General features: G+C 68.5%; 25 protein-coding genes and 1 tRNA gene. 14 read left to right on the forward strand and 12 right to left on the reverse strand.

From position 1 onward, the window contains the following. The 3 genes from ORV05_RS31645 to ORV05_RS31655 form a co-directional block, all read right to left on the reverse strand. Entirely contained in the window at positions 1-402 is a 402-nt protein-coding gene (locus ORV05_RS31645) for a DUF4259 domain-containing protein (RefSeq protein ID WP_268755557.1), read from the reverse strand. Between the two features lie 104 nt (positions 403-506). Further along, positions 507-1,388, reverse strand: coding sequence for an LLM class flavin-dependent oxidoreductase (locus ORV05_RS31650; RefSeq protein ID WP_268755558.1), 882 nt, complete (start codon positions 1,386-1,388; stop codon positions 507-509). A 25-nt stretch (positions 1,389-1,413) separates the two neighbouring features. Continuing rightward, positions 1,414-2,349 (reverse strand): alpha/beta hydrolase family protein, encoded by a 936-nt coding sequence (locus ORV05_RS31655; protein ID WP_268755559.1) that lies wholly within the window; start codon positions 2,347-2,349, stop codon positions 1,414-1,416. 168 nt (positions 2,350-2,517) lie between these two features. Here ORV05_RS31655 and ORV05_RS31660 point away from each other — a divergent pair, with 168 nt between their 5' ends. Continuing rightward, a complete protein-coding gene (locus ORV05_RS31660; RefSeq protein ID WP_268755560.1) occupies positions 2,518-3,108 on the forward strand; it encodes a TetR/AcrR family transcriptional regulator in 591 nt (196 codons plus the stop codon). Positions 3,109-3,128: 20 nt separating this feature from the next. Here ORV05_RS31660 and ORV05_RS31665 read toward each other — a convergent pair whose 3' ends face one another. Then, a complete protein-coding gene (locus ORV05_RS31665) occupies positions 3,129-4,070 on the reverse strand; it encodes an NADP-dependent oxidoreductase (protein WP_268755561.1) in 942 nt (313 codons plus the stop codon). Between the two features lie 100 nt (positions 4,071-4,170). Between ORV05_RS31665 and ORV05_RS31670 the strand changes: the two genes are divergently transcribed. Further along, positions 4,171-4,584 carry a winged helix-turn-helix transcriptional regulator gene (locus ORV05_RS31670; RefSeq protein WP_268755562.1) on the forward strand — a complete coding sequence of 138 codons (414 nt, stop codon included), beginning with the start codon at positions 4,171-4,173 and terminating at the stop codon, positions 4,582-4,584. Between the two features lie 16 nt (positions 4,585-4,600). Here ORV05_RS31670 and ORV05_RS31675 read toward each other — a convergent pair whose 3' ends face one another. Continuing rightward, positions 4,601-5,581: a zinc-dependent alcohol dehydrogenase family protein gene (locus ORV05_RS31675; RefSeq protein WP_268755563.1), complete on the reverse strand. Its 981-nt coding sequence runs from the start codon at positions 5,579-5,581 to the stop codon at positions 4,601-4,603. A gap of 167 nt (positions 5,582-5,748) precedes the next feature. Between ORV05_RS31675 and ORV05_RS31680 the strand changes: the two genes are divergently transcribed. The 3 genes from ORV05_RS31680 (at position 5,749) to ORV05_RS31690 (ending at position 7,765) form a co-directional block, all read left to right on the forward strand. Beyond that, positions 5,749-6,027, forward strand: a complete 279-nt coding sequence (locus tag ORV05_RS31680) for a winged helix-turn-helix transcriptional regulator (protein ID WP_456062013.1) — start codon at positions 5,749-5,751, stop codon at positions 6,025-6,027. Between the two features lie 48 nt (positions 6,028-6,075). Further along, the gene (locus ORV05_RS31685) at positions 6,076-6,729 is read left to right on the forward strand and encodes a TetR/AcrR family transcriptional regulator (protein ID WP_268755564.1); all 654 of its coding nucleotides are present in this window, start codon (positions 6,076-6,078) and stop codon (positions 6,727-6,729) included. A gap of 109 nt (positions 6,730-6,838) precedes the next feature. Then, positions 6,839-7,765 (forward strand): alpha/beta hydrolase, encoded by a 927-nt coding sequence (locus ORV05_RS31690; RefSeq protein ID WP_268759989.1) that lies wholly within the window; start codon positions 6,839-6,841, stop codon positions 7,763-7,765. Positions 7,766-7,805: 40 nt separating this feature from the next. Here the strand turns inward: ORV05_RS31690 and ORV05_RS31695 are convergent. Beyond that, a tRNA-Ser gene (locus ORV05_RS31695) sits at positions 7,806-7,890 on the reverse strand. Between the two features lie 20 nt (positions 7,891-7,910). Further along, the gene (locus ORV05_RS31700; RefSeq protein WP_268755565.1) at positions 7,911-8,375 is read right to left on the reverse strand and encodes a MarR family winged helix-turn-helix transcriptional regulator; all 465 of its coding nucleotides are present in this window, start codon (positions 8,373-8,375) and stop codon (positions 7,911-7,913) included. Positions 8,376-8,851: 476 nt separating this feature from the next. Here ORV05_RS31700 and ypfJ point away from each other — a divergent pair, with 476 nt between their 5' ends. Further along, positions 8,852-9,769: a KPN_02809 family neutral zinc metallopeptidase gene (gene ypfJ, locus ORV05_RS31705; RefSeq protein ID WP_268755566.1), complete on the forward strand. Its 918-nt coding sequence runs from the start codon at positions 8,852-8,854 to the stop codon at positions 9,767-9,769. Between the two features lie 10 nt (positions 9,770-9,779). Continuing rightward, positions 9,780-10,745: an NAD(P)H-quinone oxidoreductase gene (locus ORV05_RS31710; protein WP_268755567.1), complete on the forward strand. Its 966-nt coding sequence runs from the start codon at positions 9,780-9,782 to the stop codon at positions 10,743-10,745. On the opposite strand, the gene ORV05_RS31715 is transcribed toward ORV05_RS31710, so the two are convergent. Then, entirely contained in the window at positions 10,742-11,941 is a 1,200-nt protein-coding gene (locus ORV05_RS31715; protein WP_268755568.1) for a cysteine desulfurase-like protein, read from the reverse strand. The two genes, ORV05_RS31710 and ORV05_RS31715, sit on opposite strands and share 4 nt — an antisense overlap. Before the next feature lie 139 nt (positions 11,942-12,080). Here ORV05_RS31715 and ORV05_RS31720 point away from each other — a divergent pair, with 139 nt between their 5' ends. From ORV05_RS31720 to glfT1, 4 genes are all read left to right on the forward strand, one after another. Continuing rightward, positions 12,081-12,632, forward strand: a complete 552-nt coding sequence (locus ORV05_RS31720; protein ID WP_268755569.1) for a bacterial proteasome activator family protein — start codon at positions 12,081-12,083, stop codon at positions 12,630-12,632. Positions 12,633-12,770: 138 nt separating this feature from the next. After that, positions 12,771-13,733, forward strand: a complete 963-nt coding sequence (gene wzm / locus ORV05_RS31725) for a galactan export ABC transporter permease subunit Wzm/RfbD (protein ID WP_268755570.1) — start codon at positions 12,771-12,773, stop codon at positions 13,731-13,733. Positions 13,734-13,742: 9 nt separating this feature from the next. Next, positions 13,743-14,558 carry a galactan export ABC transporter ATP-binding subunit Wzt/RfbE gene (gene wzt, locus ORV05_RS31730; RefSeq protein ID WP_144592637.1) on the forward strand — a complete coding sequence of 272 codons (816 nt, stop codon included), beginning with the start codon at positions 13,743-13,745 and terminating at the stop codon, positions 14,556-14,558. Between the two features lie 2 nt (positions 14,559-14,560). Beyond that, positions 14,561-15,472 (forward strand): galactofuranosyltransferase GlfT1, encoded by a 912-nt coding sequence (glfT1, locus tag ORV05_RS31735; RefSeq protein ID WP_268755571.1) that lies wholly within the window; start codon positions 14,561-14,563, stop codon positions 15,470-15,472. A gap of 84 nt (positions 15,473-15,556) precedes the next feature. Here the strand turns inward: glfT1 and ORV05_RS31740 are convergent, their stop codons facing one another. Next, entirely contained in the window at positions 15,557-16,321 is a 765-nt protein-coding gene (locus ORV05_RS31740) for an ESX secretion-associated protein EspG (protein WP_268755572.1), read from the reverse strand. Positions 16,322-16,446: 125 nt separating this feature from the next. Between ORV05_RS31740 and ORV05_RS31745 the strand changes: the two genes are divergently transcribed. Beyond that, a complete protein-coding gene (locus ORV05_RS31745) occupies positions 16,447-16,689 on the forward strand; it encodes a hypothetical protein (protein ID WP_144591346.1) in 243 nt (80 codons plus the stop codon). A 103-nt stretch (positions 16,690-16,792) separates the two neighbouring features. Here ORV05_RS31745 and ORV05_RS31750 read toward each other — a convergent pair whose 3' ends face one another. Together ORV05_RS31750 and ORV05_RS31755 are read right to left on the reverse strand one after the other, a co-directional pair. Next, positions 16,793-18,724: a glycosyltransferase gene (locus ORV05_RS31750; protein ID WP_268755573.1), complete on the reverse strand. Its 1,932-nt coding sequence runs from the start codon at positions 18,722-18,724 to the stop codon at positions 16,793-16,795. Between the two features lie 74 nt (positions 18,725-18,798). Further along, a complete protein-coding gene (locus ORV05_RS31755; RefSeq protein ID WP_268755574.1) occupies positions 18,799-19,257 on the reverse strand; it encodes a GtrA family protein in 459 nt (152 codons plus the stop codon). A 93-nt stretch (positions 19,258-19,350) separates the two neighbouring features. Here ORV05_RS31755 and ORV05_RS31760 point away from each other — a divergent pair, with 93 nt between their 5' ends. Together ORV05_RS31760 and ORV05_RS31765 are read left to right on the forward strand one after the other, a co-directional pair. After that, positions 19,351-20,724, forward strand: coding sequence for an FAD-binding oxidoreductase (locus ORV05_RS31760; protein ID WP_268755575.1), 1,374 nt, complete (start codon positions 19,351-19,353; stop codon positions 20,722-20,724). Then, positions 20,721-21,476 (forward strand): decaprenylphospho-beta-D-erythro-pentofuranosid-2-ulose 2-reductase, encoded by a 756-nt coding sequence (locus tag ORV05_RS31765; protein ID WP_268755576.1) that lies wholly within the window; start codon positions 20,721-20,723, stop codon positions 21,474-21,476. Before ORV05_RS31760 ends, ORV05_RS31765 begins: the two co-directional genes overlap by 4 nt. 73 nt (positions 21,477-21,549) lie before the next feature. Here the strand turns inward: ORV05_RS31765 and ORV05_RS31770 are convergent, their stop codons facing one another. Then, positions 21,550-23,667: an ArnT family glycosyltransferase gene (locus ORV05_RS31770; protein WP_268755577.1), complete on the reverse strand. Its 2,118-nt coding sequence runs from the start codon at positions 23,665-23,667 to the stop codon at positions 21,550-21,552. Positions 23,668-23,715: the final 48 nt, after the last annotated feature.

The following is a 23,715-nucleotide window of genomic DNA, read 5'->3' on the forward strand; positions in this document are numbered from 1 at the left end:
TCATGCCAGGGCCTTCCGCAGCGCGCTCACCTGCTCCCGCCACAACGGATGCTCATGCTGTTCCTCGTCCCACAGCTCGCCGAGTTCGGAATCGGCCCCCAGCACCCGTTCCAGCACCCGCGCCGCGAAGGTCACGAGATCCGCGGGAAGCCGCGGTAGTGGTTGCTTCGGCCCCGCAACCGGATCGAGAGCAGGCCCGCCCGGCCTCGCCGCGGCGACGATCGCCACCGCGGCAACCGCGGCCGAGCCCTCGTCCGCATCGAGATAATCCCTCTCCGCCAAGGCTTTTGCCAGCACCCCGCGGAGCAGCTCCGGACGGTCGGCCGGAGCCGCGTCGTCGAACTCACCCACGAAATCGAGCGCCGCGTCGTTCTCGAACGGCCCCGTTCCCCAAGCACCCATGCCGGCTCTCCCTCGTCTCATCGAATGCCGAGGATTGTGCCGCTGGCCACCGACAAAAACCGGCCGCGCGATTGGCGGCTGCACCGCACCCGGATGGCCGACGCCTAAGCCTGGGCCGACGGGGTGATCAGCTCGTCGGCGACCCACCGTGCGACGTTCTCGGGGTAGGGCGACGGCACGCCGAGGACGATGTGCCGGAAGCCGGCGTCGATCGCTTCCCCGATCGCGTTCCGGGTGGCGCCGGGCTGGTCGTAGGAAACCGGCAGGTGGATCGAGCGGGTGATCGAGGCGGGGTCGCGGCCGATCTCGGTGCAGTAGCGGTCCAGCAGGGCGCTGCGGCGGATGACGTCGTCGATGTCGCCACCGGGGATGTTCCACAGGTCCGCGTGCTCGGCGACCACCCGCAGCGTCGCGGCCGCACGTCCGCCGATGAGGATCGGCGGGTGGGGGCGCTGGAGCGGTTTGGGGTTGCCGAACGCGCCGGTGAGCTGGTGATACGTGCCGTCGAAGTCGAACGGCCGGTCCGAAGTCCACAACCGCTTGATCATCGCGCACGCCTCGGCGAGGCTGCCCACGGCGTGGGCGGTGTCGTGGAAGGGCAGGCCGTGGGCTTCGTACTCGCGCCGGGCCAGCGGGTGGCTGGGGCGCGAGCCGACGCCGATGCCGAAATCGAGCCGTCCACCGGAGACGATGTCGACGGTCGCGGCGATCTTGGCCAGCATCGCGGGCGGCCGGAACCGGTTGCTGGTCACGAGCAGCCCGAGGCGCAGTCGCCGGGTCTGCGCGGCGAGGGCCGAAAGCAGCGACCAGCCTTCGTAGACCGGTCCGTCCAGGTCGCCGAAGATCGGCAAAAGGTGGTCGAACAGCCATGCGTGCTCGATCTCCGGGATGGTGTCCGCCTCACGCCAGACCCGCAGGACGTCCTGGTAGTCGACCTGCGAGGGCGCGGTCATGATCCCGAACCGGGTCGGGGCTGTCTCCGACATGGGGGTTCCTTTCGTTCCCATGGCTTTACTTGGATTCGATCCGGCCCAGCGATTCGGGAATGTCCGCCGACGCCGCGCGCCAGCCGGGATCTCCGGAATAGAGCGCACTGCGCAAGTACGCCGCCGTGAGCCGCTGGATCAATGCGACTCGTTCGGGGTTTTCGTCCGTCGTTTCCGCGGCCTCGTATCCGGGAATGCCGCCGAGCGAATGTTCGCCCCCGAACAAGGTGAGCAGACTCTTGTCACCCTGGCTCAGGAAATATGCGTCGGTGAACCAATCAGGCCCCCGAACCGTGAGTGCGGACCGGTCGTGGTCCCCCGCGACCACGAGGGCCGGCGTGGTCATCTCGGCGAAATCGGGGTTCATGAAGGGGAAGTTCTCGGCCGCGAATGGAGCCAGATCGGCTCCGCCGCGGCCCGCCGCGGCCAGCAGCACACCCGCTTTGATCCGCGGGTCGGACAGGTCCTCTCCCGTTCCCCCAAGGGGATCGAGGACCCGCGCGCCCAGCAGCATGCCCGCCGTCTGGGCGCCCCAGGAATGCCCGGCGACGGCGATGCGACCCGGATCGAGACGCCCGCTCAGACCGGGCAGGGAAGCTTCGACGAGGTCCAGCTGGTCGAGGATGCGAGTCAGATCCTCTACTCGGAATCGCCAGATCAGCGGGGTGCGGGGATCGTCCTGAGGCAGGCCCAGCGTCCTGGAATCGAGATGGGTGGGTTGAACCACCACGAAGCCGTGCGCCGCCCAGAAATCGACCAAGGGCCCGTAGCCGTACGACGACGAGCCGAAACCGTGCGAGAAAACAATGATCGGCAGGTCGCGCCCGGTCTCGGGGGCCGAAATCCGCACCCGCAAATCCTCGCCACGGCCCGGAGCCGGCAGCACCACCGGATTCATCGAGACGACGGGAACGGGCACGTCGGCGAATTCACCGGCGGCGACCGTATTGGACGTGCTCATGGAGCGATCTTCCTTTCGGGCGTTCCTCCGGTGCGGCCGGAGCCCGATGGCACGCACGGCGTGCTTGCCGGGCTCGGCGCCCTGGCATCATAAGTAAGCGGAACCTTGCTCCGACAAGAATACGGAGCATTGTTCCGCTTGACAAGTTCGGCGGCGAAGGAGCGCGCGGTGAACGACGGCGGCAAGAGCTCGGGGCACCCGTCCCGGCCCAAGCGGGCGGACGCCCGGCGCAACGAGAAGACCCTGCTCGACGCGGCCGCCTCGGTCTTCGTCGAGTCGGGCGTGGATGCGCCGGTGCGCGACATCGCGGCCAAGGCGGGCGTCGGGATGGGCACGATCTACCGCCACTTCCCGACCCGGGCGGATCTCATCATCGCCGTCTACCGGCACCAGGTCGAGGCCTGCGCCGAGGCCGGTCCAGCCCTACTGGAGAGCAGCGCGAGCCCTTACGCCGCACTGAAGAGCTGGATCGACCTGTTCGTCGACTTCCTGGTCACCAAGCATGGGCTCGCCGGAGTGCTGCGGTCCGACAACGCGGGCTTCGACGCGCTGCACGCCTACTTCCTCGACCGCCTCGTGCCCGTGTGCGCCCAGTTGCTCGAAGCCGCGGCCGACGCCGGCGAGATTCGATCCGACCTGAAGGCCATCGAACTCATGCGCGGCGTCGGGAACCTCTGCATCGGCGCGGACACCGATCCCCGCTACGAACCACGCCGACTGGTCGAAGTCCTCATCGCGGGACTGCGCCGGCCCCATTGACGACGCTCGACGCCGCCCTTTCAGACCGTGATCGCGAGCTTGCCCTGCACTCCACCGGCGGCAAGTACCTCGTGCGCCTCGGCCAACCTGTCCAGCGGGAAGACCTGCTGCAGGTGCACCCGCAGCCGCCCCGCCTCGACCAATTCGCCCAGGGCCTCCAGACCGGCCGGATCCGGTTCCACGCCAACGGCCGCGAAGCGGACGCCGGACCGCTTCGCCAACTCGGGAAGGGTGCTGCTGAGCCGCTCCACCGCCGTCACGAGCACGCCACCCTGCCGAAGCACGCCGAAGGAACGCTCGGCGTTCCCGTCACCCAAGGTCTCCAACACCACGTCCACCGGCGCGTCCCGGAGCACTTCGGTGTAGTCCTGGGTCCGGTAGTCGACCAACTGGTCCGCACCCAACCCGCGCAGGAAGTCGTGCTTGGCCGCGCTCGCCGTGCCCACCACTTCCGCGCCCAGGTGCTTGGCCACCTGCACCGCGACGTGCCCGAGCCCACCACCCGCGCCGTGGATCAGGACCCGTTGCCCCGGCCGCACCTGCGCGATCTCCACCAGTGCGTGCCAGGCGGTCAGACCGACCAGCGGCAGCGCCGCGGCCTCCTCGTGGCTGATTCCCGCTGGCTTGCGAGCCAACTGCCGCGCGGGGGCGACGACGTATTCGGCGTTGGCCCCGGCCGCGGCCGGGAAGTACGGCATCCCGTAGACCTCGTCGCCGACCTTGAATCGGTGCACACCCGGATCGACCTGCTCGACCACTCCGGAAACGTCCCAGCCCAGTACGAACGGCGGCTCACCCAGCAACGGGAAGGCGCCGGAGCGGACGAACAGTTCCACGGGGTTGACGCTGGTCGCCTTGACTCGGATCAGGACCTGCGGCGGTCCGGGGGTCGGCTTGGGCGCGTCGTCGACGAGCTCCAGCACCTCGGGGCCACCGAAGGTCTTCTGGGTGATCGCGCGCATGGTCATTTGCTCCTGTCCGAAGAGTCGCTTGGGATGTCCCTATCGTCGATCCTCCGGTACCCGTTGAACAGAAGGCACTTCAAAGGTATATAGGTACCCTATGGGTACTACCGACGACCTGCGCTTCCACGGAGGCGCGGATGCCTACCTGGCCGCCTGCCCCTCTCGTCAGATCTTGGACGTACTCGCCAACAAATGGACCATGCTGGTCATGGGTGCCCTGTCCGGCGGCCCCATGCGCTTCGGCGAGTTGCGGCGCCGCCTGGACGGCATCACCCAGAAAATGCTCACGCAGACGCTACGCACCCTGGAGCGGGACGGCCTGGTCACCCGCACGGTGTACCCGACCATTCCGCCAAGGGTCGAATACGCGGCCACTGAGCTCGGCGAAAGCGTCACCACGCTGATGCACGGGATTCGCACCTGGTCCGAGGCGAACATCAATGCCGTCCTGGACGCCCGCGACACCTACGACGTGCGAGCGGCCCAGGAGGTACGGCCGGTCACAGCCTGACGACGGCCTGACCAGCTCAGGCCGTGACGACGATCTTCCCGGCGTGGAGCCCCTTTTCGAAGTGACGGTGTGCCTCGACGACGTCCTCCAGGGCGAACACCTTGTCGATGGCGGGCCGCAGTGCGCCGAGACGGACACCGGCGTTCAGGAAGGCCGCCATGCGCTTCACCACGACGGCGTCGAGGGTGTGCTCGAAGCTTCGGTAGCTGAAAAGCGTGAGCGGCGCACTTCGCGGGAAGGGCGTGGGCCGAGGGTCCAGGAACCCGGCGGCGACCAGTGTTCCACCGGGGCGGGCCGCCTTCACGAGATCCTGCTGACCGGGCCCCATGACAAGGTCGAGGACGATGTCGGCGCCGGTCCCGCCGGTGTGGTCGCGGACGGCTTCGACGACGTCCTCGTGGTCGGTGGCGATGACCGCGGCGGCGCCGGCGGCGATCAGGTCGTGCCTCTTCGCTGTGTGCCGGGTGATGGCGATGGGTACGGCGCCGATCTGGTTGGCGATCTGCACCGCCGCCCGGCCGACACCGCCGGACGCGGCAGTGACGAGGACGTGGTCGCCGGGACGCATCCCCGCCTTCTCGACGAGCGCACCGTAGGCGGTGGAGTAGGCGACCCAGATCGCCGCCGCCTCCGTGGTTTCGAGCCCGGCAGGCCGGGAAACGACCCGGCTCGCGGGGACCGTGGTGTATTCCGCGTAGCTACCCCTGACGCTCGCGTCCGGAACGGCCGTGAGGATGACCGGGGCGCCGATCTCCAGCCCGGTGACCTCGGGGCCCACCGCGTCGATGATGCCGGTTCCTTCGACGCCGAGGCGAGCGTGCGGCAGGGGGACGATCGCGGGCGAGGTGCCGGAACGCATCATCTGGTCGAGCGGGTTGACGGCGAACGCTTCGATCCTGATCCGCACCTCGCCGATTCCGGGCTCGACGACCGGCTCCTCGACGACCTGCATGACCTCCGGCCCGCCGAACTCGTCGAACACGACGACTCGTGACATGGTGTTTCCTCCGCATCTGGACTGGATTCGTTGTTCACGGAAGACGTTACGGAGCCGTGGGTTACCTGGTGGTACCTTCGATTTTCATGCGGAATACGGCTGGACCTGTCTTTCTCGCCGACTGCCCCACCCGACTGGCGGTCGAAATCATCTCTGACAAATGGACCGTGCTCGTACTCTTCGGGCTCAGCCAGCAGCCTCGTCGGCACGGCGAACTCGTCGACCTCATCGGCGGAATCTCGCGCAAGGTCCTCACCCAAACGCTGCGCCGACTCCAGCAGTACGGTCTGGTCGAACGCCATGCCGAAGCGCCTCGGCGGGTCGAGTACAGCCTCACCGACCTCGGCCGGACCCTCGTCGAGCCCATCGAGGTCCTGACGAACTGGGCGCGGGATCACGGCGGGGCCATCGCCGACTTCCAGGAGGCGGCGGAAGCCGCTCCTTGACCTGAGGTGAAGCCACCGTGGCATGCCACCGGAGGTAGGTTCGTTCCCATGGTCCGTTCGACACCGTCCACGCCAGAGGAAGCAAACGCCCAGCCTGGCTCCCAAAAAACGGGCTACCGGCGTTCGACGGGGTCTGCTCGTGGTACGGCCAGGCGCGAGGAACTGCTCGATCGCGTCACCGACGACCTGGCCGCCCACGGGCTGGTGGACTTTTCGCTGCGACGGGCGGCGCGGGCGGCCGGCACCACGCACAAGGTGCTGCTCTACCACTTCACCGGAGCCGACGACCTGCTCGCTCAGGCGATCGTGCGATTGCGGGCCAGACGGATCGATGCCGCCTTCGAGGCCGCCGTACCGCAGCACCCGACGCTGGCGGCGCGCGTGCGAACACTATGGCAGATACTCATCGACCCGGTGACCGGGTTGCGGGTGCTCGATCAGGCCGTCGGACTGGCGATATACGACCCGCAGCGGTATGCCGCATTGGGCCGGGAGGCGTCGGAACAGTATCTGCCGCTTTTGCTTTCGCTCTGCCCCGTGGATTGGCCGGAGCAACGGAAAGGAGAGGTGGCCGAGATGATCCTGGCGGCCCTGCGCGGTTTTCTGATCGAATCGCTCACCCGCGGGGAGACCATCGGCGCCGAGGCCGGACTCGAGGCACTGGTCCGCGCACTGGAGCGGGAAGAAGCGGTCGGCGAATAGCCCTGCGCCGCACGAGATTACCGGGCTGAGCTCGACCGTTGACACGATGTGAACCAAGTGGTTCACTTCATGGAGGGGTACCGAGGGCTCACCGAAAGGCCGGTGCGTGATGTCCGTTGTACGGAGGAAACTGCATTTCACCAGCGGTCGCGATGAATGTGTGGCCTGGCACTATCCAGGAACCAACGGCTGTTGCGTGATCATGGCCGGAGCGATCGCCGTGACCAAAGAGCCCGGCACCGACATATTCGCCAAGCGGTTCCACGCGGCCGGATTCTCCGTGCTCGCCTTCGACTATCGCCATCTTGGTGAAAGCGGCGGCATGCCGCGCCAGGTCGTACGCATCGCAGAGCAGCTCGACGACTGGCGGGCCGCGATCGAATTCGCCCCCGGCCTGCCGGAAGTCGACCCGAGCAAGCTCGCCCTTTGGGGTCACTCGCTGTCGGGAGGTCACGTCCTGCACAGTGCGGCGCATCTCCCCGGCGTGGCGGCCGCGATTGCCCAATCACCGCACGCCGACGGACTTGCGATCTCCCGCAACGCATTTCGTCATCAGAAACCGCTTTCCATGCTGCGTTTCACCGGCCGGGCTCTCCTCGATATCGCCGTCGGCCTGGTCGGCAAGCCGCCACTGCTGGTTCCGCTGGTCGGTGCACCGGGGTCCGTGGCGGCCCTCACGACACCGGACGCCGCAGACATGCCACAGGCGCTGGATCCCGACGGCCGGTATCGGGACTGGCAGCAGACCGTCGCCGCCCGCTCGGCCCTGCGCACCGGGTTCTACTCACCGGGCCGCCACGCCGCACGGGTGCGGTGCCCGCTACTGGTCATCGCCTGCGACGACGACCAGTCCGCCCTGGCCGAGCCCGCTGTCCGCGTGGCCAGGCGAGCCCCACAGGCAGAGTTGGTGCGCCTGCCCGGCGGACATTACGCACCGTACTCGAACGCGCACGCAGAGGCCGTCGAGGCGGAACTGTCCTTTCTCCGCAGGCATCTGCTCGATCTCGGAGCGGCCGAGACCATCACGGCGCACTGAGGAGGACCAAAACGACCGGCAAGCTCGCTGGCCAAGACTGCGGAAGCGGAGGGATTTGAACCCCCGGTGGGTTGCCCCACGCTCGCTTTCAAGGCGAGTGCATTCGGCCGCTCTGCCACGCTTCCCTGGTGTGCAGGGTATCCGGTCACTCGCCGAGTTGGTTCAAGTGCTCGAGCACTCGCGAAAACCCCTGGCCGATCACGGCCTGTTCCTCCGGGGTGAGCAGGTCGATCAGGTGCCGCCGGACGCCCTCGACGTGGGCCGGCGCCGCCCGGGCGAGCAGGTCCAGCCCGGCCGGGGTGAGTTCGGCGATCACGCCGCGTTTGTCCTCCGGGTCGGGCACGCGGCACACGATCCCCGCCTCCTCCATCCGCCCGACCTGGTGCGACAGCCTGCTCTTCGTGGAGCCCAGCATGGTCGCCAGCTCCGACATGCGCAGCCGCTTGTCCGGCTGCGAATCGAGCACCACCAGCACTTCGTAGTCGGTCAGCGACACGGCGTGCGCCTCGGAAAGTTCGCGGTGCAGGCGTTGGCGCAGGCGCATCGTGGCCACGATGTAGGACCGCCACGCGAGCATCTCCGCGTCGGTCAGCCAGCGCACCTCACCCATGCCGCGAACCCTAGCCGTGATGGCGGAATGCCCCCGGACGAGGGATGCCGGCGCGGTTGAGAGACCCGGCCCGAAGGCGCATCCTGGAGGTATCGGAGGACCGGCTCCGTGAAGAAGGCGCACTAGCCGGGGTGTGCCTGCCGGGGCCGCCCGCCGGGAGAGGGAAGGTGGTTCAGTGAAGGATCCCTCGCGGTTGGCTGTCGGCTGTGTGCCCACGACCGGATTGCGGTGAACCCGACCCGGTCGCGAATGTGAGCAGCACGGGTGTCAGACGTCATGCGCTCGATACACCTCTCGCGCATCCAGGCGACGTTCTAGCCTGCATCGGTGCGGCCTCCGTGCACGTACCGGCAGTGCGAGTCGCCGGCCCGAGAGGCAGTCAGCCGCCATTCGCACAATGACAACCTCGGTAAACCCCTGGGTGCGGTTCCCGCGGGAATCTCACCCAGGGCCTTTTTCTGTAGGCTCCTGCAACCATGAGGTTCGACGACGACGCGGGGCTGGACACGTCCGAGGTTTCCGATCTCCGCGGCTCTGGTGGTGGCGGCGGTATCGGTGGCCGGGTGGCACTCGGCGGGGGTGGGCTCGGGGTGGTCGGCCTGATCATCTACTTCGTGCTCAGCCAAGTCGGCGGGGTGAGCCCCAGCCACGTGACCGGGCTCAACCAACTGGGCAGCGGTCAGCAGGTGAACAACGGGGCACTGGCACAGCAGTGCCGTACCGGGGCCGACGCGAACCGCAACCACGACTGCGCGGTCGTCGCGATGATCAACTCGATCCAGGACTACTGGACCGACCAGTTCGCCCGCTCCGGCAAGACCTACCGCAAGGCGGTGACGAACTTCTTCAACGGCGGGGTGCGGACCGGCTGCGGCAGCGCCACCTCCGACACCGGCCCGTTCTACTGCCCCGCCGACTCGCAGGTCTACATCGATCTCTCCTTCTTCAAGGAGCTCCAGCAGCGGTTCGGCGCGGAGGGCGGCCCCTTCGCGGAGGCGTACGTGCTGGCCCACGAGTACGGCCACCACGTGCAGAACCTGCTGGGCACCTCGTCCCGCGTGGGCAACGACACCGGCCCGACCTCCGGTTCCGTGCGCCTGGAACTGCAGGCCGACTGCTACGCCGGGGTATGGGGCAAGCACGCCACCACGACGCCCTCGTCCAGCGGCAAACCGTTGATCAGCGACGTGACACAGGACGACATCAAGCGCGCACTGGACACCGCCTCACGCATCGGTGACGACTACATCCAACGCAACCTGGGCAGCGGGAAGGTGGACACCTCGCAGTTCACCCACGGCACCTCGGCCCAGCGCGAAAAGTGGTTCAACACCGGTTACACCACGGGCGATCCGGCCCGCTGTGACACGTTCGGTGCGCGCTCGCTCGGTTAGGGTCGACGCCATGCATGCGATCACCCTGCGCGAACCCGGCGGTCCGGAAAACCTCGTCTGGACCGAGGTGCCCGATCCCCGCCCCGGCCCCGGTGAAGTGCTCGTCGACGTGGCGGCGAGCGCGGTCAACCGGGCGGACGTGCTCCAGCGGCAGGGGCACTACGCGCCGCCGCCCGGGGCGAGCGAGATCCTCGGCCTCGAATGCTCCGGCACCATCGCCGAACTCGGGGAAGGCGTCGAAGGCTGGCAGGTCGGCGACGAGGTGTGCGCGCTGCTGGCAGGCGGCGGCTACGCGGAGAAGGTCGTTGTTCCCGCCGTCCAGTTGCTGCCGGTTCCCGGCGAGGTCAGCCTGGTCACCGCGGCCGGACTGCCCGAAGTCGCCTGCACCGTGTGGTCGAACGTGGTGCTCGACGCGGGGCTCACCGAGGGCGAGGTGCTGCTGGTGCACGGCGGCGCCGGCGGTATCGGCACGCACGCGATCCAGGTCGGCAAGGCGCTCGGCGCCACGGTCGCGGTCACCGCGGGGTCGGCCGAGCGGCTGGAGCGGTGCCGCCAGCTCGGCGCCGACATCACCATCAACTACCGGGAGCAGGATTTCGTCGCCGAACTGGCGAAGGCCGGCGGCGCGAACGTCATCCTCGACAACATGGGCGCCGCCTATCTCGGCCGCAACATCGACGCGCTCGCCGTCGGCGGCAGGCTGGCGATCATCGGGATGCAGGGCGGCACGAAGGGCGAGCTGAACATCGGGAAACTGATGGGCAAGCGCGGTCGTGTCTCCGCGACCACGTTGCGCGCCCGCCCCACCCAGGACAAGGGACGGATCGTCGCGGACGTCCGGCGGAGGCTGTGGCCGCTGGTCGCGGACGGCCGGGTGCGACCGGTGGTCGGCCAGGTCGTGCCGATGCCGGAGGCGTCGAAGGCGCACCAGGCCATCGAAGAAGGCGCCTTCGGCAAGGTGCTGCTCACGCTCTAGCGGAGCTCCTCCAGCACCCTGATCAACTGGTTGACCTCGAAAACGTTCGAGTAGTGGGCGAGGCCAATGCGGACCGCACCGCCGACCTCGCCCACCCCGAGCGCCGCGAACACGCCGCTGGTGCCGTCATCGGCGAACGCGCACAGCCCCTGGGACGCCAGGTACTCGGCGACCTCGGGCGCCTTCTTCCCCGCCACGGCGAAGCCGAGCGCGGGAATCCGCCGCATCGCGTCCCCGATCACCGTGACGTGCGGCAGCGCCCGCAACTCCGTGGTCAGCTGGGCGAGCAGGCCCGCGTGGTACGACTTCGCCGAGCCCAGCGAAGTGACCAGGCGTTCGCGGCGGGAGCCGCTGGCCGCGTCGTCCAGTCCCGCCAGGTAGTCGATCGACGCCACGAGGCCCGCGAGCAGCGGGTACGCGTGGGGGCCGAGTTCGAGCCGCGCCGGGCCACGCACCCCCGGTTCGAGGGCCGCCGAGGGCAGCCGTTCCAGCATCTCCGGGTCGCGGAACGCCAGCGCGCCCACCGCGGGCCCACCCCACGCCTGCGCGGAGACCACGATCACGTCGGCCCCCAGTTCCGGCTGGTCCAGCGGGACGAACGGCGCCGCGTAGCTGGCGTCCACCACGACGATCGCCCCGACCCGCTTCGCGAATTCGACCACGGTGGGCACGTCGGGACGCGTGCCGACCGAGCCGGAGGCCGCGGTGATCGCGACCGCCTTCGTCCGTGCGGTCACCAGCGACTCGTACTGCCAGGCGGGCAGCTCGCAGGTCTCTATGTCGATCTCGCCCCAGCGCACCACCGCACCGACCCGCTTGGCCGCATGCTGCCAGGGGATCAGGTTCGCCTGCTCGTCCAGCCGGGACACCACGATCTCGTCGCCGAGCTGCCAGCCTTCGGACATCGCGTCGACCAGACGACGCAGCAGCACGGAAGCACTCGGCCCCAGTACCACCCCGGCCGGATCGGTGCCGGTGAGGTCGGCCACCGCCCGCCGGGCAGCGGTCACTATGCTCTCCGCACGCTGGGATGCCGGAAATGCCCCACCTGGTCCGGAGACCGGTGCGCGCATAGCCGTGGACACGGCCGAGGCCACCTGTTCGGGTACCAGCATTCCGGCAGGGCCGTCGAAGTGGATCCAGCCGTCACCGAGTGCGGGAAACAATCCACGAATTCGAGCGACGTCGAACGCCATGCGCACACCGTACGTAGGAGTAATTTGGCAGCGCGTTCGGGGTTGGCCTCTCTCGCCCTGCTCGGCCCGGTGACCTCGGGCGACCGCTAGGCTCGGAAGTGTTGCGTTCAACGTCGCCCAGGCAGGCCAGGATGGAGCAATGACCGAGCCGAACAGGAATTCCGCAGCAGACGAAGCCCAGCACGTGGTCGTCGTCGGCCCCGACGGCTCCCCGGTGGGCACCGCCCGGATCGCCACCGGCGAGGACGACCAGCAGGAATCGGTCGGTGACCTCGTCGAAGAGCCGGCGAAGGTGATGCGCATCGGCACGATGATCAAGCAGTTGCTGGAGGAGGTCCGCGCGGCGCCGCTGGACGACGCGAGCCGCAACCGCCTGCGGGAGATCCACCAAACCTCCGTCAAGGAGCTCGAACAGGCCTTGGCCCCGGAGCTGCAGCACGAGCTGGACCGGCTGGTGCGCCCGTTCACCGAGGACTCCACGCCGTCCGACGCCGAACTGCGGATCGCACAGGCCCAGCTGGTCGGCTGGCTGGAGGGGCTCTTCCACGGCATCCAGACCGCGCTGTTCGCGCAGCAGATGGCGGCCAGGGTGCAGCTCGAGCAGATGCGCCGGGGACTGCCGCCCGGCACGTCGGCGGGCCGCGGCGATCACGCGGCTCCCGGCATCAGCGGCACCGGCCAGTACCTCTGAACAGTGTCGGGAACCGGTTTGCGTGGCGGAAACGCCGGGCCCGCTACCCCACCGCTACGCAAACCGGGCAAAAGTGCTGTTCGGTGGTGGTGACAGCCCTCGACGGGAGCGGATGCCCAGGGTCGCTACCCTGGGCACGTGCATGCCACCAGCACTGTCGAAACGGCCAGTGATGCCGTCGCCCACGGTTCGGCGCCGATTCCGCCGGCCTCCGACAGCCGGTCCTTCGCCCGCGCCATCGCAGACCTGAGGGACGGCTTCCGCCAGCAGGAACTGTGGAGCCACCTCGGCTGGCAGGACATCAAGCAGCGCTACCGGCGGTCGGTGATCGGTCCGTTCTGGATCACCATCAGCCAGGGTGTCATCTCGCTCGGCCTCGGGCTCTTGTACTCGCAGCTGTTCGGGATGCACATCTCGACCTTCCTGCCCTACATCAGCACCGGGTTCATCGTCTGGACCTTCATCAGCGGTTCGCTGACCGAGGGCATGGAGACGTTCATCTCCAACGAGGGCCTGATCAAGCAGATCCGGGCGCCGTTGACGGTGTACGCCCTCCGCACCGTGTGGCGGCAGACGCTGCTGTTCGCCCACAACCTGATCGTCGTGGTGATCATCGATGCGATCTTCTTCACCAGCCTCGACCACCCGTACGGCCTGACCAACGGGGTCTGCGACGCGAGCAGCACGATCTGCCACCCCGGCTTCGGCTGGTACTCGCTGAGCGCGATCCCCGCCTTCGTGCTGCTGGCCTTCAACGCGTGGTGGGTGACGCTGCTGCTGGGCATCATCTCCACCCGCTACCGGGACCTCCCGCAGGTGATCAACTCGCTGATCCAGCTGCTGTTCTACATGACCCCGATCGTGTGGCCGATCGACCAGCTCTACGGCCACGGCGCCCGGGCCGCCATGGCGGACTGGGTGGTACCGATCGTCCACCTCAACCCCTTCTACCACTTCGTCCAGATCCTTCGTGCGCCGTTGATCGGCCAGGCGGTGAACGTCGGCAGCTGGCTCGTCGTAGGCGGCATCACCGTGGCCGGCTGGCTGCTCGCGCTGGTCGCCATGCGCAACTACCGTGCCCGCGTCTCCTACTGGGTGTGAGAGAACAACATGGTCAGCATTGAGGTGCACAACGCCTTCGTCGACTTCCCGATCTTCGACGCGAAGACCCGTTCGCTGAAGAAGAAGGTGCTCGGCAAGGTCGGCGGCAAGATCGGCACCGAGAGCAAGGTGCCGGTGATCGAGGCGTTGCAGGACGTCTCGCTCTCCCTGAAGGACGGTGACCGGGTCGGCCTGGTCGGCCACAACGGGGCAGGCAAGTCCACGCTGCTGCGGCTGCTGTCCGGCATCTACGAACCGACCCGCGGCTCGGCCCGGGTCGAGGGCAAGGTCGCGCCGGTGTTCGACCTTGGCATCGGCATGGACCCGGAGATCTCCGGCTACGAGAACATCATGATCCGGGGCCTGTTCCTGGGGATGACCCGCAAGCAGATGGAGAAACGCGTCGACGACATCGCCGAGTTCACCGAGCTCGGCGACTACCTCGCGATGCCGCTGCGGACCTACTCCACGGGTATGCGGGTCCGCCTCGCACTGGGCGTGGTCACCACGATCGACCCGGAGATCCTGATCCTCGACGAGGGCATCGGGGCGGTGGACGCGGCCTTCCTGAACAAGGCCCGTGACCGCCTGGTCGACCTGGTCCGCCGGTCCGGTCTGCTGGTGTTCGCCTCGCACGCCGACGACCTGCTCCTGGAGCTGTGCACGACGGCCATCTGGATGGACGAGGGCCGGATGAAGATGCAGGGCTCGCTGCGGGACGTGCTGACCGCGTACAAGGGCAGGGACCCGTACGAGGGGATGAGCCCGGAGATGGCCGCGCGCATCGGGGTGGACGCCGCGGTCGCGGCCGGGGGCGGCGAGTGAGCATGGCCGATCCCGAGGCAGCCCCGCTGGGCAAGGGCGCCGTGGTGGCCGTCGTGGTCACCCGGCACCGGCGTGAACTGCTCGCCGACTCGCTCAAGATGATCGCCGCGCAGACCCACCCGGTCGACCACCTCATCGTGGTGGACAACGGCCCCGACCAGCCGGCCCGGGACGTCGTGGCCTCCTTTCCGCTGCCCTACACCTACCTGCCCTCCCACCGGAACCTGGGCGGCGCGGGCGGGTTCGCCCTGGGCATGCTGCACGCGCTCTCGCTGGGCGCGGACTGGGTGTGGCTGGCCGACGACGACGGCCGTCCCGCGGACGAGACGGTGCTCGCGGTGCTGCTTGAGGAGGCCGACAGCCGAGGGCTGGCCGAGATCTCACCCGTGGTGACCAATATCGACGCCCCTGCCAAGCTCGCCTTCCCGCTGCGCCGCGGCCTGACCTGGAAGCGGTCCTCGGCCGAGCTCGGGGTCGACTTCCTCCCCGGTATCGCCTCGCTGTTCAACGGCGCCCTGTTCCGTGCCTCGACGCTGGACGTGGTGGGTGTGCCCGACCTGCGCCTGTTCTTCCGGGGTGACGAGGTCGAGGTGCACCGCAGGCTGGTCCGCTCGGGGCTGCCGTTCGGCACCTCGCTGAAGGTGGCCTACCTGCACCCCGACGGCTCGGACGAGTTCAAACCGATGCTGGGCGGGCGGTTCCACGCGCAGGACCCGGAGAACCAGGTCAAGCGGTACTACACCTACCGCAACCGCGGGTACCTGCTGTCCCAGCCGGGGATGCGCAAGATCGGCGCCTTGGAGGTGCTCCGCTTCGGGCTGTACTTCCTCGGCGTGAAACGCGATCCGAAGGCTTTCGCGCAGTGGCTGAAGCTCGTGCGCCTCGGCCAGCGGGAGCGGTTCTTCCGCTACTGAGGAAGCAGGAGTTCCTGGAAGCGGGGGATCTTTGCTGCGAAACATTCGCAGCAAAGATCCCCCGCTCCATACTCTGGCCAGCCTCTATCCCCGGAGCTGCTCGTGTAGGTGGTGGGCAATGCGGGCGTTGTCCGCGGGGGCGTAGGTGAGCCAGTTCTGGCCGTCTTCGGCCTCGCGTGAGGTGACGAAGTAGCGGCCTTCCTCGGTGTCGAACCAGGCGGTGGGCGAGAGCCGCCGCCCCTTGCCGTCGCCACCGGTGACGAACGCGGTGAACTGGCCGATGCGCAACTTCGGTTTCTGGAAGATCCGCTCCACCATCCGGAGCTGAGCCGGGGCGGTGGAGGTGCGCGGCCTTGCCGCCGCGGCGAACGGGTCGTACGCGTCGTCGGCCCGGCGCTTCGGCTTAGGCGCGGGCTTCGCCACCGTCACCGACTGGCCGGGCGCGGCAGGCGTGGCGGGGAGCAGGTCGACGATGCCCGCCACGATCGCGGTGGGTCGGACCTCGGTGAAGACGACGAGATTGTCCTGCCGCCGCGCCACCATGCCGTAGTTCCCGTCCGCCACGGCCCGCGCGAACAGCTGCTCCCCGTCGTCGAGTTCGGCGACCGCGATGATCGAGACGGGTGCTTGCACGAAGGCCCGCAGGGCCAGCTCGACATCGGGGTCCAGGCGGCCGCGGCCGGCCAGTCGGCGGGATTCCAGGTCCCGGAACACCGCGTCACGGAGCTGGGCGCGCTCCTCGAAGGTGGCGCCGATGTGCGGTGTCTCGAAGGGCGTCGGTGCCCGGCCGAGCCCGGTGTGTTCCAGCACTACGTCCAGTGCCGCCAGTGACAGCGAAAACTGTGACATCGACGTTCCCCCTAGGAATCGATCGGCAAGACGAGGGAACCCTATCGAGCCGGGTGCGCGCCGCTTCCCTCTGCCGTGAGCGAACCGGCTTGCCGGGGCCGATCGGAAGCTGCTGTCCTTGGTTCATGCCTGAAACGAAGCCCGCGCTCGTCCTGCACCTGATCAGCGGCGGTGACCCGCTGGTGTTCACCGTGCCGCCCGAAGATTCCGCCGAGCTGGAGCGGAACCTGCACCTGCTCGTCGAACACGGTTCGGTCGAGACCATCCGGACCAAGGACGGCGAGAAGATGGTGGTCAACTTCGCGCACGTCGCCGTCGCCTACATCGAGGACCTCATGCAGAAGGGACAGCATTTCGGCCTGCGCTGAGCAGCCGTTCGCAGGGCGGGCGGGTGCGTAACGCCGTGAAGGGTCCCTTCACAGCCGATTCGACTGTGAAGGGACCCTTCACGGCTCAACTGCGGGGAAAGGCTCAGAGCTCGTAGAGCCGCTTCCAGTTTTCCCGGCTGGTCAGCTGGGGCAGCGCTCGCTGGTACTGGTCCTGCACAGCGCGACCGTTCTTACGCAGGCTGTTGATGACACGGAAGCCACTCTTGGCGAGCTCGAACATGCGGTCGCGGTCGTACTTGCGCACGCGCACGCCTTCCTGGGAGGCGTCGGTGACGACGGCGGTCTCGAACAGCGCCACGTGCCACCAGTGCGCTTCGTCGGCCGGGATGGCGCCGAGGTCGAAGCGGGTGCGGCCGCGGAGGCGGTCGACGACGCGCTTGATCAGGATCAGCCGCTGCAGAGAGGGGCGCGGCGCGGCGTTGATCAGGCCGATGTCGTTCGACGCGATGCCCGGGACCTCGGTCGGGTCGTACCGTTTGGTCTCCGGATAGCGCGAGCGGATCTCGCGGATCTCCTTCATCGCGGCGACCCCGCCGTCGTGCAGGATCTCCGGCCCCTTCAGGAAGTCTTCCACCGCCTTGATCAGCGTGTGCGCCAGGCCGTACTGCATGCCCAGCAGGTACCGGACGAGCTGCGCGGTGAGCACCCGGCACAGCACGGTCAGGTTGAACTCGCTGTGCAGCGCCGCGGTGATGATCGAGTTACGCAGGTTGAAGTACCGGTGCCACTCGTCCCAGTCCTTCCAGTGGAAGTCGGCGTGCCACACGCCGGCCCCGGGCAGGGTGACGGTCGGGAAACCGTGGGCACGGGCCCGGTAGCTGTACTCGGCGTCGTCCCACTGGAAGAAGAACGGCATCGGGTAGCCGATCTCCTTGACCACCTCGTACGGGATCAGGCACGACCACCAGCCGTTGTACCCGGCGTCGAGCCGCCGGTCCTGCCTGTTCGGCTTGCCGGTCTCCGGGTCCACGCCCAGCAGGTCCGCGGTGGCGAGGCTGTGCTCGACCGGCTGCCCGGGCTCCAGCGTGTTCAGCCGCGCGTACTCCGCCCCAACGTGCAGCTGGTCCGGGTGCAGCAGGTTGAGCATCTGGCCGCCGACGATGATCGGGTTCGCGGCGCGGTTGGAGAACGCCGTCATCCGGATCACCAGGTCCGGCTCGAGCAGCACGTCGTCGTCCATGAACAGGACGTTCGCGTGCGCCGTGTCGGTGTGCCCGGCCACCTCGTACAGCCCGCGGGTGAACCCGCCGGCGCCGCCGAGGTTCGGCTGGGTGATGTAGTGCAGTTTGTCGCCGAGGTCCTTGGCGACCTGCGGGAAACCCTCCCGCGAGTCGACGCGGTCGGTGCCCTGGTCGGCGACGTAGATGGCGTCGAGGGTGTCCAGCGACGAGATGTCGCCCGCCAGCGCCTGCAGGTTCTTCAGGCAGTCGTCGGCGCGATTCATCGTGCAGATGGTCACCGCGGTGGGCCGGATCTTCTCCGGCGGCTCCACCGTCCAGCGGACCTGTTCGACCGCCAGCCGCTGCCCGGCCTGGGTCTCCAGGTCCAGCCACAGCGCGCCGCCGTCGAGGAACTTGTCGAGCTTCACGTCGAAGGTGACGCGGGCGGCTTCGGCGCCCTCGATCTCCTGGACCGCGATCGTGCGGGGTTCGCCCTCGAAGTCCGACGCCCGGACCGCGAGCTGCCCGGCTCCGGTGGCCACCAGTTCGACCCGGACCTCACGCACCGTGGTCCACCGCTGCCAGTAGCTGGCGGGGAAGCGCCCGAAGTAGGTGTTCCCGCTCACCCGTGCGGACGGTTCGAGCGTCACGCCACCCCGCTTGCGGGTGACCACACCCTCCAGCACCTCGCCGTAGAGGTCCTTGGACACGATCGGTGACGGACCGGCGTAAAGACCGCGTTGCGCGGTCAGCCTTCCCTGGGGAACGTGTTCGGAAAACGTGGTCTGCTCCGTCGCCGCGACAGCGTCGTCCGTTTTCGTCTTGGCCGTCGCGGTAGTGGCTTTACCAGCCATGGGTTCGCTGTCCTCCAGGGGAATTGGTCACGCCCAACCAAGCTACACGGTGCGCCCCGTCAAGCCGCCGTGAGTCACCGTTCCGCGGGCTCGCGAAACACGACCCACTTCAGCATGACGAAGTTGATCGCGGTCGCGGTTCCCTGCGAGATCACCCACGCCACGGTGCTCCTCAACGCCATCTCCGGCAGCTCCGCTCGCATGAGCGCGTTCACGCCGAGGGCCACCGCGAAGGTCACGCCGTAGAGCAGCACGAAGCCACCCACCTGCGCGCCACCTTCCCGGCGCCCGGCGGAGAATGTGAATTTCCGGTTAAGGAAATACGCCGTTGTAGTTCCGACGATGAAACTGATCGCCCTGGCCACGACGGACCAGAGGGAAGAATCCATGCCCAATGCGAGCTCGAGGCTGTAGGTGCCCAGATCGAGCAGGGCGCAGAAGCCGCCGATGATCGCGAAACGAAGCAGCTGACCAAAAAGACCTGGCCCGGCCTGAGCCGTCGCCGTTGACTCCTGCGGTTCCGTAGACACCACTGCACTACCTCGCCGGCATCGGATTCGTGGACCGGGAAAGTGTAGAAGCGGTCAATCGCAAGCCATCGATCGGGGATCGTTACCCTGGGCCGGGTGAACGCAGCGACACCGCATATCGAGCGGCGGACACTCACCGGGTGGGGCCGCACGGCCCCGACCACGGCAGACGTACTGACCACGGCGGATGTCGAGGTCATCGCGAAGGCGGTGGCCCAGGCAGGCGAGCGCGGCGTGATCGCGCGCGGCCTGGGCCGCTCCTACGGTGACCCCGCGCAGAACGCCGGTGGCCTGGTGGTCGACATGACCGCGCTCAACCGGATCCACTCCATCGACCCCGACACGGGGTACGTGGTCGCGGACGCCGGCGTGAGCCTGGACCAGCTGATGAAGGCCGCGCTGCCCTACGGCCTGTGGGTGCCGGTGCTGCCGGGCACGCGCCAGGTCACCATCGGTGGCGCGATCGCCAACGACATCCACGGCAAGAACCACCACAGCGCGGGCAGCTTCGGCAACCACGTGGTGTCGATGGACCTGGTCACCGCGGACGGGCAGATCCGGACGATCACCCCGGACGGCCCGGAATCGGAGCTGTTCTGGGCCACCGTGGCGGGCATCGGCCTGACCGGCATCATCGTCAGGGCGACGATCCGGATGACCAAGACCGAGACCGCGTACTTCATCGCCGACCTGGACCGCACCGACAACCTCGACGAGACGTTGGAGCTGGTCAGCAACGGTTCCGAGGACAACTACACATACTCGTCGGGCTGGTTCGACGCCATCTCGCAGGGCAGCAAGCTGGGCCGCGCCGCCTTCAGCCGCGGCTCGCTGGCCAAGCTCGACGAACTGCCGCCGAAACTGCGCGCGAACCCCCTCAAGTTCGACGCGATCCAGCTGGCCACGCTGCCGGACGTGTTCCCGAACGGGCTGGCGAACAAGCTGACCTTCAGCACGCTCGGCGAGCTGTGGTACCGCAAGTCCCCGAAGCAGAAGCGCGGTGTGGTGGAGAACCTGACCGCCTTCTACCACCCGCTGGACCTGTTCGGCGAGTGGAACCGCGCCTACGGCTCGCACGGCTTCCTGCAGTACCAGTTCAGCACGCCGCTCAACGCCCACGAGGAGCTGCGCCGCATCCTGGTCAAGGTCGCCGGTTCCGGGCACTACTCGTTCCTCAACGTGTTCAAGCAGATGGGCGAGGGCAACCGGGCGCCGCTGTCGTTCCCGCACCCGGGCTGGATGGTCTGCCTCGACTTCCCCATCAAGGCGGGGCTGAGCCGGTTCTGCCGGGAGCTCGACGAGGAGGTGCTCTCCATCGGCGGCCGCCTGTACACGGCCAAGGATTCCCGCACCACCCCGGAGAACTTCGCGAAGATGTACCCGCGGCTGGAGGAGTGGCGGAAGGTTCGCCAGTCCGTGGACCCCGAAGGCGTTTTCGCCTCAGACATGAGCCGGAGGCTTGAGCTGTGATCGACGCGGTAGGTAACCCCCAGTCGCTGCTGCTGCTCGGCGGCACCTCGGACATCGCGCTCGCGATCGCCGAGAAGTACCTCGCCGAGCGCCCGCTCCGGGTCGTGCTGGCGGCCCGTCCGTCCGAGCGCCGCAAGGTGGCCGCGGAGCGCCTGCGCGGCCAGGGCGCCGAGGTGTCCGAAGTGGACTTCGACGCGACGGACACCGCCTCGCACCCGGCCGCGATCGACCAGGCGTTCACCGGCGGCGACATCGACGTGACGGTGGTGGCCTTCGGCCTGCTGGGTGACCCCGAGCAGGCCTGGCAGGACCACGCCACCGCGGTGGAACTGGCCACCGTGAACTACGCCGCCGCCGTGTCGGTCGGCGTCCTGCTCGCGGACCGGCTCAAGAAGCAGGCCCACGGCGCGATCATCGCGCTGTCCTCGGTGGCCGGGGAGCGCGTGCGCCGCTCGAACTTCGTCTACGGCTCCACCAAGGCCGGTTTCGACGGGTTCTACCTGGGTCTCGGCGAGGCGCTGCGCCCGCACGGCGTGCAGGTCACCGTGGTCCGCCCCGGCCAGGTCAAGACGAAGATGACCGAGGGGCTGGGCAAGGCTCCGCTGGAGCAGACCGCCGAGCAGGTCGCCGAGATCGCGGTGGACGCGGTGCGCAAGGGCAAGGACCTGGTGTGGGCCCCGGCGCCGTTTCGCGCGGTCATGTCGATCCTGCGGCACGTGCCGCGGCCGATCTTCCGCAAGCTGCCGATCTGACGGCTGCCCGGGCACCTGCCGTGAAGGGCCCCTTCACAGTCGATTCGACCGTGAAGGGGCCCTTCACGGCTTTCTACTGACTGAACCAGTAGCCGAACGAGGTGTAGACCGGGTAGGGGTTGAGCAGCGGCCTGGGCTGGCGGAGTTCGATCCGCGCGCTGCTTCCCGTGACGAGGCCGGCCGGGACGGTGAAGCTCGCGGTCGACCACGGTGCGGCCTCCACCGGCCGCGTCCACACACCGGTGGGCACCCCGTTCACCAGCACGAGCATGTCGGGCACCACCTTGTCCATCGCGGTGCGCGCGGTGATGGTCAGCGGTTGCCCAGGGGTCAGGTTCCGCGCGGTGAACTCCTCGCCACCCAGGATCGTGCGACCGCTGTCGATCACGTCGCCGTTCCTGGCCAGTACGCTGACCGGCTGCATCCCGACCTGCGCCATCCTGGGGGCGTAGTCGTGGCCGCGCTCGGCGGACACGTCCCCCACGTTCAGGTAATCCCGGAGCACGCCCGGTACCGGCTGCCGGTCCCCGCTGCCCGCCAGGGTCCAGTCCGCCCGGTAGACGCCCAGTTCCTCGAACGGCACGATGAGCCTGCCGTTGAGATCCCGCGGGGTCTGCACCTGGAACAGCTGGACCGGCTCGGCGTCGAGGATGCCCACCGACCGCAGTTGCGCCAGGGACGGGCCAGGCCCGGTGTCGTAGGTGGCGAAGTACGCGGGCCGCTGCGCGGCCGGCAGGTGGCGCAACGCCTCGTACAGCGAACCGATGCCGTTGTTGGCGGGCTCGGCGAGCCCGTTGGTGCCCAGGCCGATCAGATCGACCACCCGGTGCTTCCCGAAGTACGCGACCGCGCCGACGTCCTTCACCGCCACGACCGCATCCGGCGGCAGGTTGCCGCTGATCCACCCGCCGACCGACACGTCGGTGTCCCGGATCGCCGAGGCGTCCCGGCCGAAGCGGATCGCCCAGGTCGGCACGGCGGCCAGTGAGAACACCAGTGCCGCCGCGAGCCCGGCGTGCAACGCGAACCGGCGGGCCCGCGGCGGCACCAGTCGTGTCGCGCCGTACCAGGCGGAGACCACGAACAGCAGTAACACCGGCAGGAAGGGCTGTTCGTAGCGCATGTTGTGGACGAGCGCGGTGTTCAGCGTCGCCACGGACACGAGCACCGCCCCGAGCCCGGCCGTCATCGCGAGCACCAGGGGCCGCCAGGATCGGCGTGCGTGGATCAGGTAGGCCACGCCCGCGAAGAACAACAGCAGCGCCCCCGGGAAGGCGAAGTCCTGGTTGCCGAAGCCCAGGAGGCTCATCGCGAAGGCCCTGACGTTGGCCACGGTCCGGTCCGTGAACTCGGTGAAGTAGAACTCCGGACGGTCGTGCAGCAACGACTTCGCCTGGATGCCGTTCGCGGAGGCGGTGCCGGTCGCCAGTTGGTAGAACAGCAACTGCCCGGCGAAGGCGAGCAACGGCAGCAGCGTCCACACCCAACGTGCCACCGAACGCCCCGTCCCGGCGATCCCGCGCCGTGACCACAGGACCCACCAGGCGGCGAGCGTCAGGGCACCGGCGAAGATCAGCCCCTCCGGGCGTACCAGTGCCAGCAGGGTGGCCACCAGCGGCGTGTAGTGGAAGCGGCCCGACGGCATCTCCCTGGCGAACACCACCAGGGTCGACACCACCAGCAGCATCGCGAGGCCGACCTCCATCCCGCTGGTCGTGCCCCACAGCAGCGGGCCGCTGAAAGCGGTGAGCAGCCCGGCCCAGATCCCGGCCGGACGGGCCACCAGCCGCGTCCCCAGCCGGTACACGCCTGCCGCGCTGAACGCGAAGCACAGCACGCCGAAGCCCACGGCGAAGCCGAGGAGCAGGTGGCCCTGGAACCCGATCGCGTAGGCGCCACCCAGCACCAGCAGGTACAGCATGCTGCTGGCCCCGGCGGAGACCGGGTCTCCCGTGTTGTAGCGCAGGAAATGGCCCAGTCCGAACTGGCGGCCGTATTGGAGGTGGATGTAGACGTCGTCCAACGGCGCGATCAGCTTGCCCTGGTTGAAGGCGAGGTCGGCGCCGACGAACACGGCGCCCAGCAGCAGGGCCGTCCCTCCGATCAGCCAGGCGGCCGGGTCACGGCCCGCCCCCGGTTGGCCGGTGCGGCCGGTTTCGAGTGCACTCGTCGTTTCCGCAACTTCGGTCACACGGAACTGTACGACGTGTGGGGGAACCCCGCCGAGTGAGCGGGGGTC

The sequence above is a fragment of the Amycolatopsis cynarae genome, assembly GCF_026802195.1.
Taxonomy (GTDB): Bacteria; Actinomycetota; Actinomycetes; order Mycobacteriales; family Pseudonocardiaceae; genus Amycolatopsis_E; species Amycolatopsis_E rhizosphaerae.